Below are 17,424 nucleotides of genomic sequence, written 5' to 3'. Positions count from 1 at the left end.
CCGTCCTTTTTGGACGGGCGGGACGCCCATCCCACAATAACAATTAAAATTGTAAGTTATTTAATTCGCGATCCTTAGAGAAAACCTCAACCCGCCCCAAAAGCTCATGTTTTGGCCATGCTTTCGGTAAACGCGCCACTGGCTTTTTTTTAACTATCGCGGTTATTTTAGAGGAATAAATATTATCCAATATTTATCAAACAATGCTGCCGTCAGGCATGATTGTTCCTTTCAAAATAGCTTCGCCCAAATTCGCTCCCGCCAAGTTCGCTCCTCTGAGATTTGCCCCGGTCAAATTAGCCCCTCTCAAATCAGCTTTGCCGAGGTTTGCCCACCGGAAATCTGCCGCGCTCAACTGTGCAAAACTGAGATTTGCCCGGAAAAGATATGCTCCAGTGAAGTGAGATTCTCCGAGGTTAGCTTTAGAGAAATTAGCTGCATAGCAATGTGCTTCAATCAATTCGGCTTGAGTCAGATTAGCTTGACTGAGATTAGCACAGTTGAGGTTCGCGCCCATTGCATTAACTCGAAACATCACCGCACCGATTAAATTCGCCTCTCCAAAATCGGTTTGTTGGAGATTTGCACCGCTAATATCCGCCCCAATTAAATTAGCACCGCTCAAATCAGATCCTCTGAAGTCAGCCGCTTGGAGGTTGGTTCCAGTTAAATTAGCTTTAATTAAATTAGTTTCGAGCAGTTGCGCTCCAGCAAGATTTGCTAAACTGATGTTGGATTCGGCGAGGTTTGCCGCAATTAATTTAGCCTTAAACAAATCGGTCTTAAAAAGGTTAGACCGCCAAAGATACGCACCTCTGAGATTTGCTTCGGCGAGGTTAGCTTCGCTGAGATCCGGTTCTATATTTGGGTTGAGACTTCTCCATTCAATCCAAGTAACTGCACCTTTTTTTAACAGCGCTAAATGCTGTGTATTTGCCATAATTTCATCTCCTTTAACGGCTATTCCTTCCGACCAACAATTGCTGGATTTTCTCGACCCGTCACGTTTTCCACCGCCGCAATTGCTGCCTGGGAACCTGCTATAATATCTCGTTCTGCGCCGCCGAGGTAAAGCCGTCCGAAACTTCCTACAGCCTGAACCTCTAAGATGTTAATAGATGCGCCTTTTTCTGCTTCATTGGCCGCCAGCGCTGCATAGGCCGCCGGTTCTACTTCTAAGACGTAAAGCGTTTGTCCCGCCAGCAGCAACTGTCCGCGGCGGGTGCGGTTGATTAATTGTGTTTGGTGGGGGTCAATGTTGCGAATAATTTGACTGGAAATCACTCGCGGTTTGATACCTTCTTCTCTGCGGACTCCCATGAATTCTAGAATTGCTTTGCCTGCGGCCCGCGTTTCCCCCTGCAGGCCCGAGTGTACTTCTAGAAGGCCGTACAAGCGTTCGACTATCTGCACTCCTGGGCGCACGGAGGCAGATTTGAGGGCGACATCGGTAATTCGGTTAATTTCGATACCGGGGGAGATTTCTATCCACAGCGACGCATCCCCCGGCAGCGGCAAGAATCCGGCGGCGATGGTGCCGATGTATGCTGCGTGCTGCGGCTGCAAGTTGTCTAGAAATACGTAGCTGCGTAGCTCTATACCCAAAAGTTTTTATCTCCGTCGATCGAGTTCCAACACTTGTATGTGCAATATCTGAGTTTACCGTTTTTTGTCAACCACACCTTGTCTATTGTCGGGACTGCCGCACTGCCTCACAACTGGGTGAGGTGCCAGACCCGCTATTTCTAGTGTCGGAGTGCCTCCGCGAGCAATCTTTAATTTTGTGCGCCTGCTAAAAATTAGATATCAATCTGTAGTTATACGTGGAACATAACAATCTTTACTGCTAGAGGTGGATTTAACTTTAAAAGCCAGCCGATATAGTTTTGATAGTTAAAGATTTTAGCCAACAGAGAGCATTTGAATTATGAAACGTTCTGATTTATCCAAAGCAATCGGTGCAGGTATTATAGCTGCTGGTTTAGCCTTAGCACCAGCTCATCTCCCTGCTTCAGCTCAGACAGATACAACTGGTGGCACTACTTCCGGTACTAACAGCACAACAACCACCACAACTCCTCGCTCCGATGTCTACAATGCTGAAACCGATCGCGATTTTGATTGGGGATGGTTGGGACTGCTAGGCTTGTCTGGTTTGTTGGGCTTGATTCCCCGCAAACGCGAAGAAAATGTCCGCTATACAACTACAACGAGCGATCGCGAACCCGCTGTGCGTAGTGACTACCGCTAAGAATTGAGTCTTAGTGCTGTCGGTCTAATGCAGAGACAGGATGTTTTAACCTGTCTGCAGATCGATATAGTTTTGATAGTTAAAGATTTTAGCCAACAGAGAGGAGCTGAATTATGAAACGTTCTGATTTATCCAAAGCAATCGGTGCAGGTATTATAGCTGCTGGTTTAGCCCTAGCACCAGCTCATCTCCCTGCTTCCGCTCAGACAGATACAACTGGCGGTACAACTTCCGGTACTAACAGCACAACAACCACCACCACTCCTCGCTCCGATGTCTACAATGCTGAAACCGATCGCGATTTTGATTGGGGATGGTTGGGATTGCTAGGCTTGTCTGGTTTGTTGGGTTTGATTCCCCGCAAACGCGAAGAAAATGTCCGCTATACAACTACAACGAGCGATCGCGAGCCTGCGGCGCGCAGTGACTACCGCTAAGAATTGAGTCTTAGTGTTGTGGGCATTATGCAGGGACAGGATGTTTTAACCTGTCCGACGATCGCCAATAATCATCAAAAAACCTCCATCCGTGAGGTTTTTTTGTTTGAGATGATGCGCGATCGAACCAGGATTAAATTGGTTACATCTGACCTATTGCACCATTTTCATGAACAGGCTTTCCGCCCGCTTCCACAAAGATTGAATTTTCTTGTGGGCCGTTGCTCCTAGCCAGTCAATAAAATCATTATTGAGAATGGTGCAATATCTCAGATATAACCGGACTTGAGATTATTTATTTCTTCCTTTCTTCTTCCCTTCTTCCTTCGCGTTCTTTGCGTCTTCGCGGTTCATTAAATAAAGACTTTTCAGACACAAAAAGACCTTAAAAAATATTTTCGCCAGAACGATCGACTACCTCCCAAATTGCCTGCACCAACTTATCTGGGTCTAAAGGCTTACAAATGTGCCGCTGGAACCCCGCAGCCAGCGCCTGCTGATAGTCAATTTCTCCAGCATAAGCCGTGAGGGCGATCGCCGGAACCAGTCCCCCTTGCTCTGGCGGCAGAGCCCGCACCTGCCGCAGCAACAGATAACCGTTGGTGTCGGGCATTCCAATATCGCTCAACAGCAAATCCGGCACAGACTCAGTTAAAACCGCCAAGGCATCGGCCGCGTTAGAAACTGCTGTAACGCTGGCCCCACAATCCTCAAGCAGAAAAACCACTAAATCTAGCGCATCGGCCTCATCATCCACCGCTAACACCTTGATACCGCTCAAATTGAAGGATTGATCCGGCGCCGCAGTTCCCGCAGGACTTGTCTGAGATGGGATGGGCATCAGAGGTATCCTGACGGTCAAGGTTGCACCTTTTCCTTCGCCGGGACTGTCGGATTTCACTGTACCGCCGTGGAGTTCGACGAGATGGCGGACGATCGCCAATCCTAAACCCAATCCGCCAAACTTGCGCGTCATCGAGCTGTCAGCTTGCCGGAAGTAGTCGAATACATAGGGCAGAAAATCAGGTTCGATACCTTTTCCCGTATCAGTTACAGTAATTTGGGCGTTGGTGTCCACCCGATCGAGAACGACTTCAATTTTGCCGGAGGGCGGGGTGAACTTGACGGCATTTGACAGCAAATTCCAGACTACCTGCTGAAGTCTGCCCGCATCGCCCAACACCGGGCCGAGATTCGGTGCAAATTGAGTGCTGATTGGAATCGACTTGACTTCCGCGGCCAGACGCACCGTTTCAATGGCGGCGCGGATCACCCCAGCTAAATCCACAGGTGCAATATTCAAGCTGACCTTGCCTTGCAGAATCCCAGACACATCAAGCAAATCTTCGATAAGCTGGGTTTGCAGTTTGGCGTTGCGCTCGATCGTCTCTAAGGCATAACCCTGCTTTTCAGGTGTCAGAACGTTCGATCGCAGCAGCTTCGTCCAGCCCATAATCGGGTTTAAGGGAGTCCGCAATTCGTGGGACAAAACAGCCAAAAATTCGTCTTTGACGCGGTTAGCCTGTTCTGCTTGTTCCCGCGCTGCCTTTTCGCGGGCTAGAAGGCGTTCCCGTTCCGCTTCTGCAACTTTGCGATCTGTAATGTCAGTGTTGGTGCCACACCAGCGCAGCAGCTTGCCTCGATCGTCGCGAATCGGCACGGCGCGGGAGAGAAACCAGCGGTACGATCCGTCTTTGCCGCGCAGGGGAAAAGTATCTTCCCAGAGTTCGCCTGTTTCAATGCAGCGCCTAAATTTTTCGACAACGCGATCGAGGTGTTCCGGGTGGTGCACCTGCTGCCAGCCCCAGCCTAGCATTTCTTCTAGGGTGGTGCCGGTGTAGTCAAACCAGCGCTGGTTGTACCAGAAAATCCCCCCAGCAGCATCTGTCATCCAGGCCAACTGAGCGATGTTGTCAGCTAGAGCGCGGAACCTAGCCTCGCTTTCGTGCAGCTCATGCAGGGCTCGCGCGTGCAGGATCACCGTCCAGAGGCGAGCCACCACTTCTTGCATCAGCCAAACTTCATCGGGCCGCCAGTGCCGAACCGCCTTTGATGTCACCACCAAAAGAGCCACCCAGCGCCCTTCCTGAAGGCAGGGAACATCGACCAAAGCGCGAATCGACACGGCACCGTAGTTATCGACCAAATGCGCTGTATGGGGGTGATTAGCGATATCTGAGATGACAACTGTTTGACCTGCGATAGAGAGAGCTTTAAGTTCTGGCATCTTAAAGTCTGAGATTTTATAGATGCCGACGGTGCTGGCAAGGTCGGACTGGTGCCAGTCTTGGTGGACAATTGCCCGATCGGCTTCGAGATCGATTTCGTGCCAGATGCAGCGATCGACCTTTAAATATTCTCCCAGACTGTTCATCGCTTCCGACAACATTTCTGCGGGGTTGAAGCGCTGCCGCAAGCGGACTTCGAGATCAGAGAGAAACTGCTCGTTAAGTTGGGCTTGTTTGCGATCGTGAATATCGGTGTTTGTGCCGATCCACTCGACAATCTGCCCCCCTGCGTCGCGAATTGGCACGGCGCGGGACAAATGCCAGCGTTCCATGTGGTCTGCTGCCCGCCGCAGGCGCAGCTCAACTTGATAAACTTCTCCGGTGATTTGACATTCTTCCCAGCGGGCCCAAGATTCTGCCAAATCCGAGGGCGGGACTAGGGATTCCCAATTGCTTTGAGCGGCTTCCTCGTAAGACATTCCCAGATATTCCAACCATTGTTGTTGATTGGTAAAGCGAATTTCCCCGGCGGAGCTTACGTTCCAAATCAGGTGGGGCAGCGACTCAGCCAGGAAGCGGAAGCGGCGGTCGCTTTCTGCTAAGCTTTCTTCGGCTCGTTTGCGATCGTCAATATCAATCCCGATCCCCGCCCATTGCACCACCTGTCCCCCCCTGTCTTTGACGGGCACAAGTCGCGCTAGATGCCAGCGGTAGGTGTTGTCAAACCTACGCACCCGACACTCGAATTCGTAGGGTTCCCCTGCTGCAATCGCCTGGGTGCGCGTAGCGACAACTGTTGGCAGATCGTCAGGATGAAATAATTGCAGCACCGGCGCAGCCAGCGGCAATTCTGGCATCATGCCCGTGTAGCTTTGCCAGTGTTGGTTGCAAAACTCTAACCTGCCGTCGGCGGTGTTGATCCACATTAATTCCGGGACGCCATCGGCGAGGGTGCGGTAGAGATTTTCACTGTGCCGCAGTGCTTCTTCTATTTGCCGGCGCTCGGTTTTGTCCTGCATGATTTTCAGGAAACCTTGCACCTCGCCGGCTGCGTCGCGCAGGGGCATCACCAGCCCGCTGCCCCAAAAGCGGCTGCCGTTTTTGCGGAGGTGCCAGCGCTCGTTTTTTGCCTTTCCCTGAGTCAGGGCGATGTGCCTTTCTGCTTCCGGCTTTCCGGCAGCAGAGTCTTCTGGGGTGAAGATGATTCGTCCGTGCTGCCCGACGATTTCAGCTTCGGTATAGCCGAGCACTCTCTCGGCGCCTGCGTTCCAACTGGTAACGTGTCCGTCGGTGTCGGTGGTGAAGATGGCGTAGTCTTTGGCGCTGTCGAGAATCAACTGCAGGTGGGTTTCGCGATCGCGCAGTGCTGCTTCTGCTTGTTTGCGCTTGGTAATGTTGCTGGTGAAGCCGACTATTTTGGTCACTTCACCTTGCTGGTTGCGGATCAAACAGCCGCGTTCCCAAACATCGATCCAGCGCCCGTCTTCGTGCCGGACTCGGTACTCGACTTCATAGCGATCCGGAATATTAAAGATTGATTGCCCCCCGGCGTGGATGCGTGCCACATCGACGGGATGGATGCGTTCTCTCCACCACTCTGCTGTTGCCGGTGCATCCTCTGGGTTGACACCGACGATCGAGCACAGTCCCTCGGAACGGTAAACGGAGTTTGCTGCCAAATCCCACTCAAACACCAGGCCGTCGATCGCCCTTGTAGCTAAATGAAAGCGATTGTTGCTTTCTTGCAAGGCGAGTTCGGCCATTTTGCGATCGGTAGCATCAAATAATACTCCGATAAACCGCACTGCTTCGCCTGCCGCGTCGTAGAGATAGCGCCCAAACGCTCTCAACCAGCGGATTTCTCCTGTGTCGGCCCGGATGATCCGGTATTCGGGGGAGTAGAGCGATCTCGTTTGCCGAGCTGTTTTGGCTGCTTGCATGACTTGCTTTAAGTCGTCTGGATGCACGCACTTTTCCCACACAGCCGCGCTTGCTTCGCCGCCCGGTGTCTGTTCGCAGCCCAAAATGCTGAAATGGGTCGCCGACCAAATTACTCGATGTGTTCGCACGTCAAAATCCCAGGTTGCCATGCCTGAGCCTTCGATGGCGACGCTCAAACGTTCTTCGCTTTGTTTTAAGGCAATTTCAGTTTGTTTGCGATCGCTGATATCTGTCAGGGAACCCACGGCCCGCACGGGATTGCCTGACTCGTCCCAAATTGCTCGCCCTCTGGCTAAAACCCATTTGTAGCGCCCGTCCCCACAACGGATGCGGTACTCGCAGCAGTAATGTGAGGTTTCTCGACGCAAGTGCTGCTGCCAATTGCTTTGCATTATCTCCAAATCATCGGGATGAATGTAGCTCAAATATTGGCTGAAGTTTTTGACTTCTTCGGGCCCACGTTCCCAAATCTCTAAAAAGCGATCGCTCACTACACAGCAATTGGTTTGCAGGTTGTGATCCCAAATGCCGTCGTTGTTGCCCTGCAAGGCTAGCTGCCAGCGTTCTTCGCTTTCTCGCAAAGCTTCTTTGGTTTGATTGGCGCGATCGATTTGTAGGGCGGCAACGGCAAAGTCTGCTAGGGCGATCGCGATCTGCAAGTCTTCGGCATCGAATTGGCGATCGGCATCGTGAGATACAATCCATATTGCCCCCAGCGGTTGATTTTCTACCTCCAGTGGCACGACTAATGCTTCGGCGATCGGCAATTCTAGCTGTTGCAAGTCGGTAAAGTATTGTTCTGGAGCGAAGTAAAGCTGGGGAGTTTGGTGATTGATCGGGGCTCCCCACAAACGGAATTTGCGGGGTGTGTTTCTATGTTCTGCTGCTTCCCACGCTCCCGCCAAGGCTTCCCAGCGAAATATTTGTTCGGAAGTTGCATTTTCTTCTAGCAAGCAGACTCCGACGCTTCCGGCGTCGCACAAATCTTTAGCGATCGCCACCAGTGTTTTGAGCAGCCTGTGGGGTGAAGTTGCCAGTTGTCTAGCCAGCGTTTGCAGCGCTCGGTTTTCTGCTTTTCGATCGTGCGATCGAGGGATGCGGCGCGACAGTTCCTCGGCGATCGGAATATCGGTTAAATTAGTTTGTGGGGTTTGCCAAGCTTCCATCAATTAGTGGTCTCTATGTCTTTCGGTCTGAGCTGGCGAGCGTATATCAGCGCCCTCTTAAAGCATCTGCTATAAATTATAGCATTTACCTAGAGACAGAATTAGTTATCTATCTTGGTAATTGCTTTTTAGTTTTCAGGCTAGTTGATCGCCTTGGTTGCTTTTACTCTTGTTGCCACCTTATGCACAATTTTATTCCCGAATCGCGATTTTTTCCATATCTAACTTGGACAGAAATTCAGTCTATGCTGGATAAGGAAAATACTGTGATTATTCAGCCGCTAGGTGCGATCGAACAACACGGCCCCCATTTGCCTTTAATTGTAGATACGGCAATTAGCGCGGCAGTGACAGGCAAAGCGCTGGCAAAGTTAGAGACAAATATTCCCGCTTATGCTTTGCCGCCTTTGTACTATGGCAAGTCGAACGAACACTGCCATTTCCCCGGTACAATTATGCTCAGTGCTCAGACACTTTTAGCAGTAATTGGCGAAATTGCTGACAGTATTTATCAGGCTGGATTTCGGAAATTAGTGTTACTCAATGGTCACGGCGGACAGCCGCAGGTGATGGAAATTGCGGCGCGGGATATTCATCAAAAATATCAAGATTTCTCTGTTTTTCCGCTGTTTGTTTGGCGGGTTCCTAATGTGGCTTCTGAATTATTGAGTGCGAAGGAGTTGGAGTTGGGAATTCACGCGGGCGATGCAGAAACGAGTTTGATGTTGTCAATTTTGCCCGAACAGGTGAAAATGGAACTGGCTGTTTGCGAGTACCCGCAGGGTTTACCAACAGACAGTTTGCTGAGTATGGAAGGGAATTTGCCTTTTGCTTGGCTGACGCGAGAGTTGACACAAAGCGGTGTGTTGGGCGATGCGACGGTGGCGACGAAAGAAAAGGGCTCTCGTATTCTCGAATCTCTCTCAGACGGCTGGGCACAAGTTATCAAAGATGTTTACAAATTTCGCCAGCCGCGTAGTAATTAAAAATTAAGAATTAAAAATCAAAAATTGTTCTAATTTGTGTCAAAATAAGTCTAAGAAATTTTTTGAGTTGGAAAACTAACGATGAGTGTAAATTCTAAATTGCAGCGCGCTTTTGAGCAAGGTCGCGCCCTGAAAATTATCAGCGGTTTAAATAATTTTGATGCCGCCAACGTTGCGGCTGTCGTCAAAGCAGCGGATCTCGGCGGTGCTTCCTTTGTCGATATTGCTGCCGATCGCGATTTGGTATTGATGGCAAAAGAGTTGACAAATTTGCCAATTTGTGTATCGGCTGTGGAACCGGAAAAGTTTGTGCCTGCAGTAGAAGCTGGCGCTGATTTGATTGAAATTGGTAACTTTGATGCTTTCTACGCAGTAGGCCGCCGCTTTGAAGCTGAGGAAGTTTTGCAGTTGACTCGCGAAACTCGATCGCTATTTCCAAACATCACTCTTTCTGTAACAGTTCCCCACATTTTGGCACTAGACAAACAAGTGCAGTTAGCAATTGAATTAGTCAAAGCGGGCGCTAACATCATCCAAACCGAAGGTGGCACCAGCGCTCAACCAATTCACGCCGGCACATTGGGATTAATTGAAAAAGCAGCGCCTACTTTGGCTGCCGCCTTTGAAATTTCCCGCGCCGTATCCGTCCCCGTACTCTGCGCTTCCGGTATCTCCAGCGTCACCGCACCCCTAGCTATTGGAGCCGGTGCTGCGGGTGTTGGTGTCGGTTCTGCTGTCAGCCAACTTAATAGCGAAGTGGCGATGATTGCGGCTGTTCGCAGTTTGGTTGAAGCTTTGGCTTTGGTTTCGCGATCGCACTTGTCGGCTTCCATTTAATTAAGAAGGAAGTTCGGCAACGGATTCGCTCGACGGATGTAACGGATGTCAGGGAGAAGGGAGAAGGAAGTTCCGCAACCGATTCGCTTTCTTCGGATGTAACGGATGTAACGGATGTTAGGAAGAAGGAAGAAGGAAGATTTTTCCCATCCCCCACTCTCCCCTTCTCCCACTCTTCCCCTCTTCCCCTCCGCCACTTTTCCACTTTTCCACTCTTCCTTAATAATTGAGAAACCACACGGCATAATCATCTAATAACTGATTGTTGCGGGAGATTACATCAACTGATTCTAACTCAGATAAAGGCAACATAAACTTTTGGCGATCGCTGACGCGCTGCACTTCCACAAATATGCCTTCTTCCTGAACCACCAAATCCTCCAACCGATTAATTGTGAATCTATCAGTATAAGAAGGTTGAGTTTTTTTGAGCCGTGCATATTCTTTTTTGCTTCCCGAACCCATTGTATATTCTTCTTCCCATTCAAACTCTTCTATGCCGGTAACGTGGCAGGGAAGTTGAATATTTTGCTTGAGGTACTCTAGATATTTGACGGAATTTTTTAGAGTACAATCAATATTTTTAGAACGCAAAATTTTGCTGATTTTATTTTCAAATTGCTGGGTATTAAATGGGATATTTTTATCGAGATGCGCTAACATTTCTGGATCGAACCCCGCTCTCAATTCGGATAATTCCTCCAGCAGGCTCTGAAAGTCGTTGACCGGTTTCGGTCTTCTGCCTGCTACAATGGTTTCATCAAGCTGAACTGGAGGAAGTTCGGATTGTGAAGAAAGGGATTGGCTTTGATCTGGGCGATCGTCCACTTTAGACTTGTTAACTTTAGACTTGTTAACTTTAGGCTGGTTAACTTTAGGCTTGTTAAATTTAGGCATCGCTCGGTCTCGCTGGATCGGTTTATCAATAAAGTATATCTTGGCAGAAGTACATTCGTGTCTGATAGGAGGAATCTGTAATGCAACTACTGAAATCACCTGATGAATCGCCAGTCTATCAAGGACAATTCGGCGAGTTTACGATTACTCAAAACGATCGCACGGGAGTGTTGATTTACCGCGCTGGATTGGGGGTGGCGGCGCTGTGTTTTGCGATCGGCGCTACTCTGGTGCTACAACAGGGCGACAACCCGATGGCAATCCAGGCTGTAACGCCTGTTTTTGCTTGTTTCTGGATAGCTTTAGGCGTCAGCTTAGCAACTATTCACATTTACATGATTGCGCTACACCGCACACTACAGGCGTTTTGGGCGATCGGTGGCGCCGCAGCATTGTTTGTCGCCCTACAAAGCAGCCAACCTCTAGCTTTAGCAGTCTACGAACATCCCGCCACGTTGTGGGGAATTGGCTTTACTTTTGCCGCATTAAATGGCATTTATTTTAAGGAAGCATTCTGCTTTAATCGCCTCGAAACTAAGTTTTTGACTCCGGGAGTTCCTCTCTTAATTTTAGGACATATTTTCGGTTTTTTGTCAGCCGAAAATGAACAATTTTTGCTGGCAGTTTGGGCGGCTTTGTTTATCATCTTTGCTGTACGCAAGTTTTTTCAACCGATGCCGCAGGATATCGGGGATAAAAGCGTTTTTGAGTATCTGAAACACCAATAATTTGGGAATGGGGCATTGGGAATGGGGCATTGGGCATGGGAAAATTCTATCACTTTCCCACTATTTCCCTCTTCCCCAGTCTCGCCGAATCTGCCTCCATACCAGAAAACATCTAGATCGAGTTAAAATGAGAATTCGTCTAATCCGCCGCCGAGAAATGTGGGCAGTTACCAGGGAAGGTTGGGTAATTGCTCTGATGGGATTAATAATTGCAATGATCTTAATTCTCACAAATATCCATCCGTTTTTGGCGGTAAATGCGCCGATTAAAGCAGATATATTGGTTGTCGAAGGCTGGTTGCCCGATTATGCGATCGAAAGTGCGATCGCCGAATTCAAAAAAGGCGAATACCGCCAATTAATTACCACAGGAGTTCCTTTAAGTAAAGGCTTCTACCTCGCTGAATATAAAAATTATGCCGCACTAACTGCCGCGACTTGTATTGCGCTAGGATTTGATAAAAACAAAGTAGTAGCAGTACCAGCAGCGAGTGTTGTCAAACACCGCACGGCTGCTTCTGCGATCGCACTTCGCGATTGGCTAGCTGCTTCTGCCATAAAAGTTGACTCAATTAATCTTTATTCCTTTGGCCCTCACGCCCGCCGAAGTTGGATTGTATTTAAAGAAGTGCTGAATCCTGACATTAAAGTCGGGATTATAGCGGCGGAACCGCAAGATTACAATTCCCAAGAATGGTGGAAATCGAGCGAAGGTTTTCGGACTGTGATCGGAGAAATTATTGCTTATATTTATGCCCGTTTCGTAGATTGGAAAACCTAGCCAGTAATTGTCAACCTCCCTTTTAATTCCCTTCGGGTTCTAGCGCCTTCGCGGTTAGTAAAAAAAATATTTATATAGTTGTAAATCGGTGGAAAGACATGACAAGGCAGTGATGTTTAATACCATAATTAAACCAAAAATGATAAAATTATTCTCAGATAAGTTGAGGGCAACTCCTTGTTAGAAGAACGCGCTTACTGGTTAGCATGGTCGCAAATTAACGGTATCGGGCCGATTTTGTTGCAAAGATTGCACCAAAATTTCAATAGTTTGGCAGAAGCTTGGGCGGCAAAATCAGTAGATTTAATGCGAATCGAAGGGTTCGGCAAGCAGATAATTGAAACCATTGTGCAAGAACGCACTAAACTCAATCCCGAAGAATTTATCGAAAAACATCTTATAAAAAATCCCTGTTTTTGGACGCCCGCCGATCCAGATTATCCCCGCTTATTATTGGAAATTCCCAATCCGCCGCCAGTGTTGTATTATCGCGGTTTAGTTGATGTAAAAGAGAATCAAGGAATTACGCCGACAGTTGCAATGGTTGGTACTCGCAGCCCTTCGGAATACGGCAGAAGGTGGACTCGCAAAATTAGTACGGCTTTGGCTAGAAGCGGTTTTACGGTGGTTTCGGGATTGGCTGCGGGCATTGATACAGAGGCTCATACAGGCTGTTTGGAGGCGGGAGGAAGGACTTTCGCAGTGGTGGGGACTGGAGTAGATATTGTATATCCTAAACAAAATGAGAGGTTGTGCGATCGCATTTTGCAGCAGGGATTGGTAATTAGTGAATATCCGGCGGGGACTCAACCGAATAAAACTAATTTTCCCCGCCGAAATCGCATAATTGCTGGCTTAAGCCGCGCTACAATTGTGATAGAAGCTCCGCATAAATCAGGTGCTTTAATTACTGCTTATCAAGCGAATGATTTTTGCCGGGATGTGTATGTTTTGACGGGCCGATTGGATGATGAGCGTTCCTTTGGTTGTTTGGAATTGCTGAGTAAAGGTGCTCATCCGATTCTGCCGAGTAGCGATCGACTGTTAAGCGAAGACAGGTTGTTGGAAATGCTCGGAGCTATGCCAAAATTGGATAGAGCCGAGCAGTTGTCGCTATTTCCCCCAAATCCGACGGTTGAGAAGCAAGGGCCGCCCTTGGAGCCGGAATTGGCTAAGGTGTTAAGTGCGATCGTATCTGGGCCGATTTCTTTTGATACAATTGTGGAAGCGTCTGGATTAGAAGCGGGAATGGTTTCTAGTATACTTTTGCAGTTGGAATTGTTGGGATTAGTTTCGCAGTTACCAGGGATGCGATATCAGCGGTGCTGATGTGAAAGAAAACTGGGCGGTTGAAACGGCGTCTACACAGACAAAATCCGCAAGGCAAGGATTGAAGATTATTCGGCGGTTGAAACCGCGTCTACACAGACAAAATCCGCAAGGCAAGGATTGAAGGCAACAAAGGACACGGCATTGCCGTTTCCCTACCCCAAAATAATCAATTTTCCTCGCTCGGATGTAAGCATCACGGGATCGATTGTAGCCCACATTCCGCACCCCCAACTGGCACTACCGGCAGATTGAGGGGGTAAAAGTGAATCATTCGAGACCATCATGAGTAGAAATACTCAACTATCTCGGTCACTCAGCATTACCCAGTAGTCCATTCTGGAAAATTGACGTGAGGGCGTGAGTTAAATCTGATATCAGTTAAAATTGCGAGCGGTAAAAAACCAAGTTTATTACGTATCCGTAACGCGCTCACCTGACGAAAAAGCGTTAATTGCGCTCGCCAATAGTAACAAATCATCACCAAAAATAGTGTAAACTGGCGATCGCGATGAACAATCAAATCAGGATTCAGCAGCCCATGCAGAAAGCATCTGAGATGAAAGTAGAAAACCTAGATCATCTGGGCTTGATAGCCGGTCTAATTGATGAAATAGGAATTGTCCAAAAAATCAATGAATTAGTAGGCGAAAAACCGGGCGAGATAGTCAGTCTCGGCCTGGTAGTTAAAACCATGATTATTAATGGATTAGGGATGGTTTCCGCCCCATTATATTTATTTTCTAAATTTTTTGAAGGGAAAGCAATAGAACATTTACTGGGAGCAGGGATTCAAGCATCACATTTCAATACTCCGGACAGTTTTTGGAACGGTACTACAAGCCTTACAGGGCAAGCATCATAAAAAAGTCGAATTAAATGCAAGTCAGGGGTAGAGGTGACATTGATTTAATTATCCACGCTCGCCTCAAAGTCAAGCGAGAATAAGCCATTGGGCCATAGAAAAAGTGTCCGGACTATTGACATTTGAAGGATGACCGTTTAGGCAGAGTATTAGATAAATTATAAATGGCCGTAATTACGGAAATATACACAACCCTTGCCCTGTCAGCCGCTCAAAAATTCGAGATAAATACCGACACATCTCACCTCGACTCAAGTTCATTTTATCTACATGGCAAATATGAGCAAGAATTGCCATCACTATCTTTTTCTAGCACAGAAACAGATAGAAATCAATTAGATAATTTAGGGCTTGCTGAATCAGTGGTTCAAGTAAACACTGTATGGATTTTCGGACGAAGAAAGGTAGTAATGGTGCAAGAAAAACAGGTATAATGACTCAAAACCCGTGCATCACCATTTGCGAGCGTGTACAGAAAAGTTGAGCTTGCCCCAAGCCCCCCATCCGACTTTGAACTCCCCTTTGAAGGAAGGTTGGCAGCAGATAACCGTTGGGTCAAAATGGCCCAACTAATTCCTTGGTCGGAATTTGAAGAAGATTATGCTGAAAATTTTCCAACCGAAATGGGCGCACCAGCCAAATCATTTAGAATGGCACTGGGGGCATTAATCATCAAAGAAAAACTCGGAATTAGCGATAGGAAAACAGTAGAACAAATCCGTGAAAACCCCTATATGCAATACTTTATCGGTCAATCAACCTACAGTAATGAGAACCCATTTGAGCCATCACTATTAGTCCACTTTCGGCAAGGAATCAGTGCGAATCTAATTAATAAAGTGAACGAACGCCTGGTGGAAAAAAGCCGCGAAACTACCCCAAAGCCGCCTGAAAAAAAAAAGGATTCGGACGCAAAAAATGAATCACCCAATCAATGAAAATTAATCATAGATGCGACTTGTGCCCCAGCAGATATTAGCTATCCCACAGACTTAGGACTATTAAACCGAGCCAGAGTTCATACAGAAAAAATCATCGACATCCTCTATAAATCTCTCAAAGGGCCAATCAAGAAAAAACCCAGAACCTACCGAAAAATAGCCAGAAAAAACTACTTAGCAGTAGCCAAACAAAAACGACCGTCGCGCCCTAAAAAGAAACAAGCAATTAAGAAACAACTGCAATACATCAAAAGAAACCTCGCTCATATTGAACAACTAATCGAATCAGGTGCCACCCTAGAAAGTCTGACCAAAAAGCAATATAAAACCTTGCTAGTCCTCACAGAAGTCTATCGCCAACAACTCTGGTTATGGTCAAATAACAAACAGCGCATTGAGGACAGAATAGTAAGTTTTAGCCAACCGCACATCCGTCCTATTGTCAGAGGAAAAGCAGGGAAACCCGTAGATTTTGGAGCCAAACTGTCAGCGAGTTGCAGTGAAGGATATGTATTTTTAGACAGGATAAGTTGGGATAATTTTAACGAATCAGGAGACTTAAAAGCACAAGTAGAAGCATTTAAAAATTACACAGGATACTACCCAGAATCAGTCCATGCAGCTCGCATTTATCGAACGAGAGAAAATCGAGACTGGTGTAAAGAAAGACGAATTAGAATTAGTGGTCCCCCTTTAGGAAGACCCCCAGCAAATGTCAGCAAAGAAACAAAGAAACAAGCTTTAGAAGATGAGAGAATTCGGAACTCTATTGAGGGCAAATTTGGAGAAGGAAAACGAAGATTCAGCTTGAATCGGGTGATGGCAAAACTTGATAATACTTCACAGACAGCCATTGCTATTACTTTTTTAGTAATCAACCTTTCTACCTGGTTAAGACGGGTTTTTTGTGTGTTTTTATGTCAAAAACCGAAAATCACACCTGCTTACGGGTCAACCATTATCAAAAGCTATAACTGGGTAAGTTATAGAAAACCAAAAATTATGTTTCGTCGAGATTGAATCACCCATTAAGTGAGATGCCTACGGCTGGCTACGCCTACGCGATTTTTCTTAACTTATTCAGCAAGCCCTAAATTAGAGATCGCATGAGACTTTCGCAAGAGGTCTAATAACAAAAAATCCCCCCAGTTCATGGCTGATACCAAATCCGGCTTACTTACCCTTTTACAATTGCGAACAGAACCCAGCTACCACCTGCTCACCAGTTACGTAATGGCTGACGGAATCTAGGTCTATGTGACACCCCAGGGTGTGGAATTTGGGTTGAAACCGCTCCTCTACAAACAAAGTCCGACAGGCTTAATTCCCTGTCGGACTTTATCGAAAAACCCGGTTTATTCGCTGCTTTTTTCGATTTAGAGTCACAGCTCATCCTTCGATTATGTAGCGTCAATCCTTGAGGTTATCGTTAGATAAAGAAATTGGTAGGGGGAATAGAGCCTGCTGGGGGTAACGTCCCACTGGTTGTTAATTTGATCACTAAATCGTTACTCGCCTGAAAACCAGCATTAACATCATTAATCACAAGGTAATTACCGAGGATCGAGGGATTTGTAGCCACAACTAAAGCAGCGCTATTAATTCCTAGAGCTTGGTTTCCGGCTAATCCTCCATTAGCGTCGATAAACACTTGATTTACCAGAGCTGGTAAATTGGTGGCCAAGCTATTATTGGCAGCACGGCTAAAGCTACTAGGGGCATTCATCGCGGCTCCACCTTGAGTCAACAAGTCGATTTTATCACTGCCAATCGCAAAGTCGGCAACGCTATCCCTGGCGGATACAGAGGACTCTCCAAACTTGAAGAAGAAAGTATCTGCACCCGCTAAACCCGTTAGAAGATCTTGACCGCCCCCCCCGTTGAGCCTATTATTGGCAACGTTGCCAATAATACTGTTGGCTAGAGTATTTCCGGTGCCGTCAATCACTGCGGTGCCTTGTAAACGGAGGTTTTCAACATTTGCAGGTAAGATGTGGGTCACGGTTGAGCGCACCTCGTCAGTTCCTTCACCTGCCT

Annotated in this window: 13 protein-coding genes and 2 pseudogenes; 10 read left to right on the top strand and 5 right to left on the bottom strand. The window is 47.4% G+C overall.

The window, feature by feature from the left end; translation table 11 throughout:
* Positions 1-196 precede the first annotated feature (196 nt).
* Positions 197-940, bottom strand: a complete 744-nt coding sequence (locus QUB06_RS16895) for a pentapeptide repeat-containing protein (RefSeq protein ID WP_333436238.1) — start codon at positions 938-940, stop codon at positions 197-199.
* Between the two features lie 20 nt (positions 941-960).
* Entirely contained in the window at positions 961-1,605 is a 645-nt protein-coding gene (locus tag QUB06_RS16890) for a hypothetical protein (RefSeq protein WP_333160944.1), read from the bottom strand.
* A 322-nt stretch (positions 1,606-1,927) separates the two neighbouring features.
* Between QUB06_RS16890 and QUB06_RS16885 the strand changes: the two genes are divergently transcribed.
* Both QUB06_RS16885 and QUB06_RS16880 read left to right on the top strand, forming a co-directional pair.
* Entirely contained in the window at positions 1,928-2,251 is a 324-nt protein-coding gene (locus tag QUB06_RS16885) for a WGxxGxxG family protein (protein WP_333213733.1), read from the top strand.
* A 113-nt stretch (positions 2,252-2,364) separates the two neighbouring features.
* Entirely contained in the window at positions 2,365-2,688 is a 324-nt protein-coding gene (locus QUB06_RS16880; RefSeq protein ID WP_333288789.1) for a WGxxGxxG family protein, read from the top strand.
* A gap of 385 nt (positions 2,689-3,073) precedes the next feature.
* Here the strand turns inward: QUB06_RS16880 and QUB06_RS16875 are convergent, their stop codons facing one another.
* Positions 3,074-8,023, bottom strand: a complete 4,950-nt coding sequence (locus QUB06_RS16875) for a PAS domain-containing protein (RefSeq protein WP_333436237.1) — start codon at positions 8,021-8,023, stop codon at positions 3,074-3,076.
* 182 nt (positions 8,024-8,205) lie between these two features.
* Between QUB06_RS16875 and QUB06_RS16870 the strand changes: the two genes are divergently transcribed.
* Together QUB06_RS16870 and QUB06_RS16865 are read left to right on the top strand one after the other, a co-directional pair.
* Positions 8,206-9,009 (top strand): creatininase family protein, encoded by an 804-nt coding sequence (locus QUB06_RS16870; protein WP_333436236.1) that lies wholly within the window; start codon positions 8,206-8,208, stop codon positions 9,007-9,009.
* Between the two features lie 81 nt (positions 9,010-9,090).
* Positions 9,091-9,846 carry a DUF561 domain-containing protein gene (locus QUB06_RS16865; RefSeq protein ID WP_333288799.1) on the top strand — a complete coding sequence of 252 codons (756 nt, stop codon included), beginning with the start codon at positions 9,091-9,093 and terminating at the stop codon, positions 9,844-9,846.
* Positions 9,847-10,065: 219 nt separating this feature from the next.
* Here the strand turns inward: QUB06_RS16865 and QUB06_RS16860 are convergent, their stop codons facing one another.
* Positions 10,066-10,743, bottom strand: coding sequence for a calcium-binding protein (locus QUB06_RS16860; protein WP_333436235.1), 678 nt, complete (start codon positions 10,741-10,743; stop codon positions 10,066-10,068).
* 80 nt (positions 10,744-10,823) lie between these two features.
* Between QUB06_RS16860 and QUB06_RS16855 the strand changes: the two genes are divergently transcribed.
* From QUB06_RS16855 to QUB06_RS16830, 6 genes and pseudogenes are all read left to right on the top strand, one after another.
* Positions 10,824-11,471, top strand: coding sequence for a DUF2301 domain-containing membrane protein (locus QUB06_RS16855; protein WP_333288804.1), 648 nt, complete (start codon positions 10,824-10,826; stop codon positions 11,469-11,471).
* A 127-nt stretch (positions 11,472-11,598) separates the two neighbouring features.
* Positions 11,599-12,252, top strand: a complete 654-nt coding sequence (locus QUB06_RS16850) for a YdcF family protein (protein WP_333436234.1) — start codon at positions 11,599-11,601, stop codon at positions 12,250-12,252.
* A 177-nt stretch (positions 12,253-12,429) separates the two neighbouring features.
* On the top strand, positions 12,430-13,581 hold the full coding sequence (gene dprA, locus QUB06_RS16845) for a DNA-processing protein DprA (RefSeq protein WP_333436233.1): 1,152 nt from the start codon (positions 12,430-12,432) through the stop codon (positions 13,579-13,581).
* 541 nt (positions 13,582-14,122) lie between these two features.
* Positions 14,123-14,392: pseudogene (locus tag QUB06_RS16840) on the top strand (DUF4277 domain-containing protein); the annotation flags it as partial.
* Positions 14,393-14,610: 218 nt separating this feature from the next.
* Complete coding sequence (locus tag QUB06_RS16835) at positions 14,611-14,880, top strand: hypothetical protein (protein ID WP_333436232.1); 270 nt, start codon at positions 14,611-14,613, stop codon at positions 14,878-14,880.
* A gap of 33 nt (positions 14,881-14,913) precedes the next feature.
* Positions 14,914-16,407, top strand: a pseudogene (locus QUB06_RS16830) (IS5 family transposase).
* A gap of 409 nt (positions 16,408-16,816) precedes the next feature.
* Here the strand turns inward: QUB06_RS16830 and QUB06_RS16825 are convergent.
* On the bottom strand, positions 16,817-17,424 hold a 608-nt coding region (locus QUB06_RS16825; RefSeq protein WP_333436231.1), incomplete at its 5' end, for a bluetail domain-containing putative surface protein.

The organism is Microcoleus sp. D2_18a_D3 (genome assembly GCF_036702455.1).
Lineage (GTDB): Bacteria > Cyanobacteriota > Cyanobacteriia > Cyanobacteriales > Microcoleaceae > Microcoleus.
Note: the sequence above shows the minus strand (reverse complement) of the source record. Positions and strands in the feature narration are given on the sequence as shown.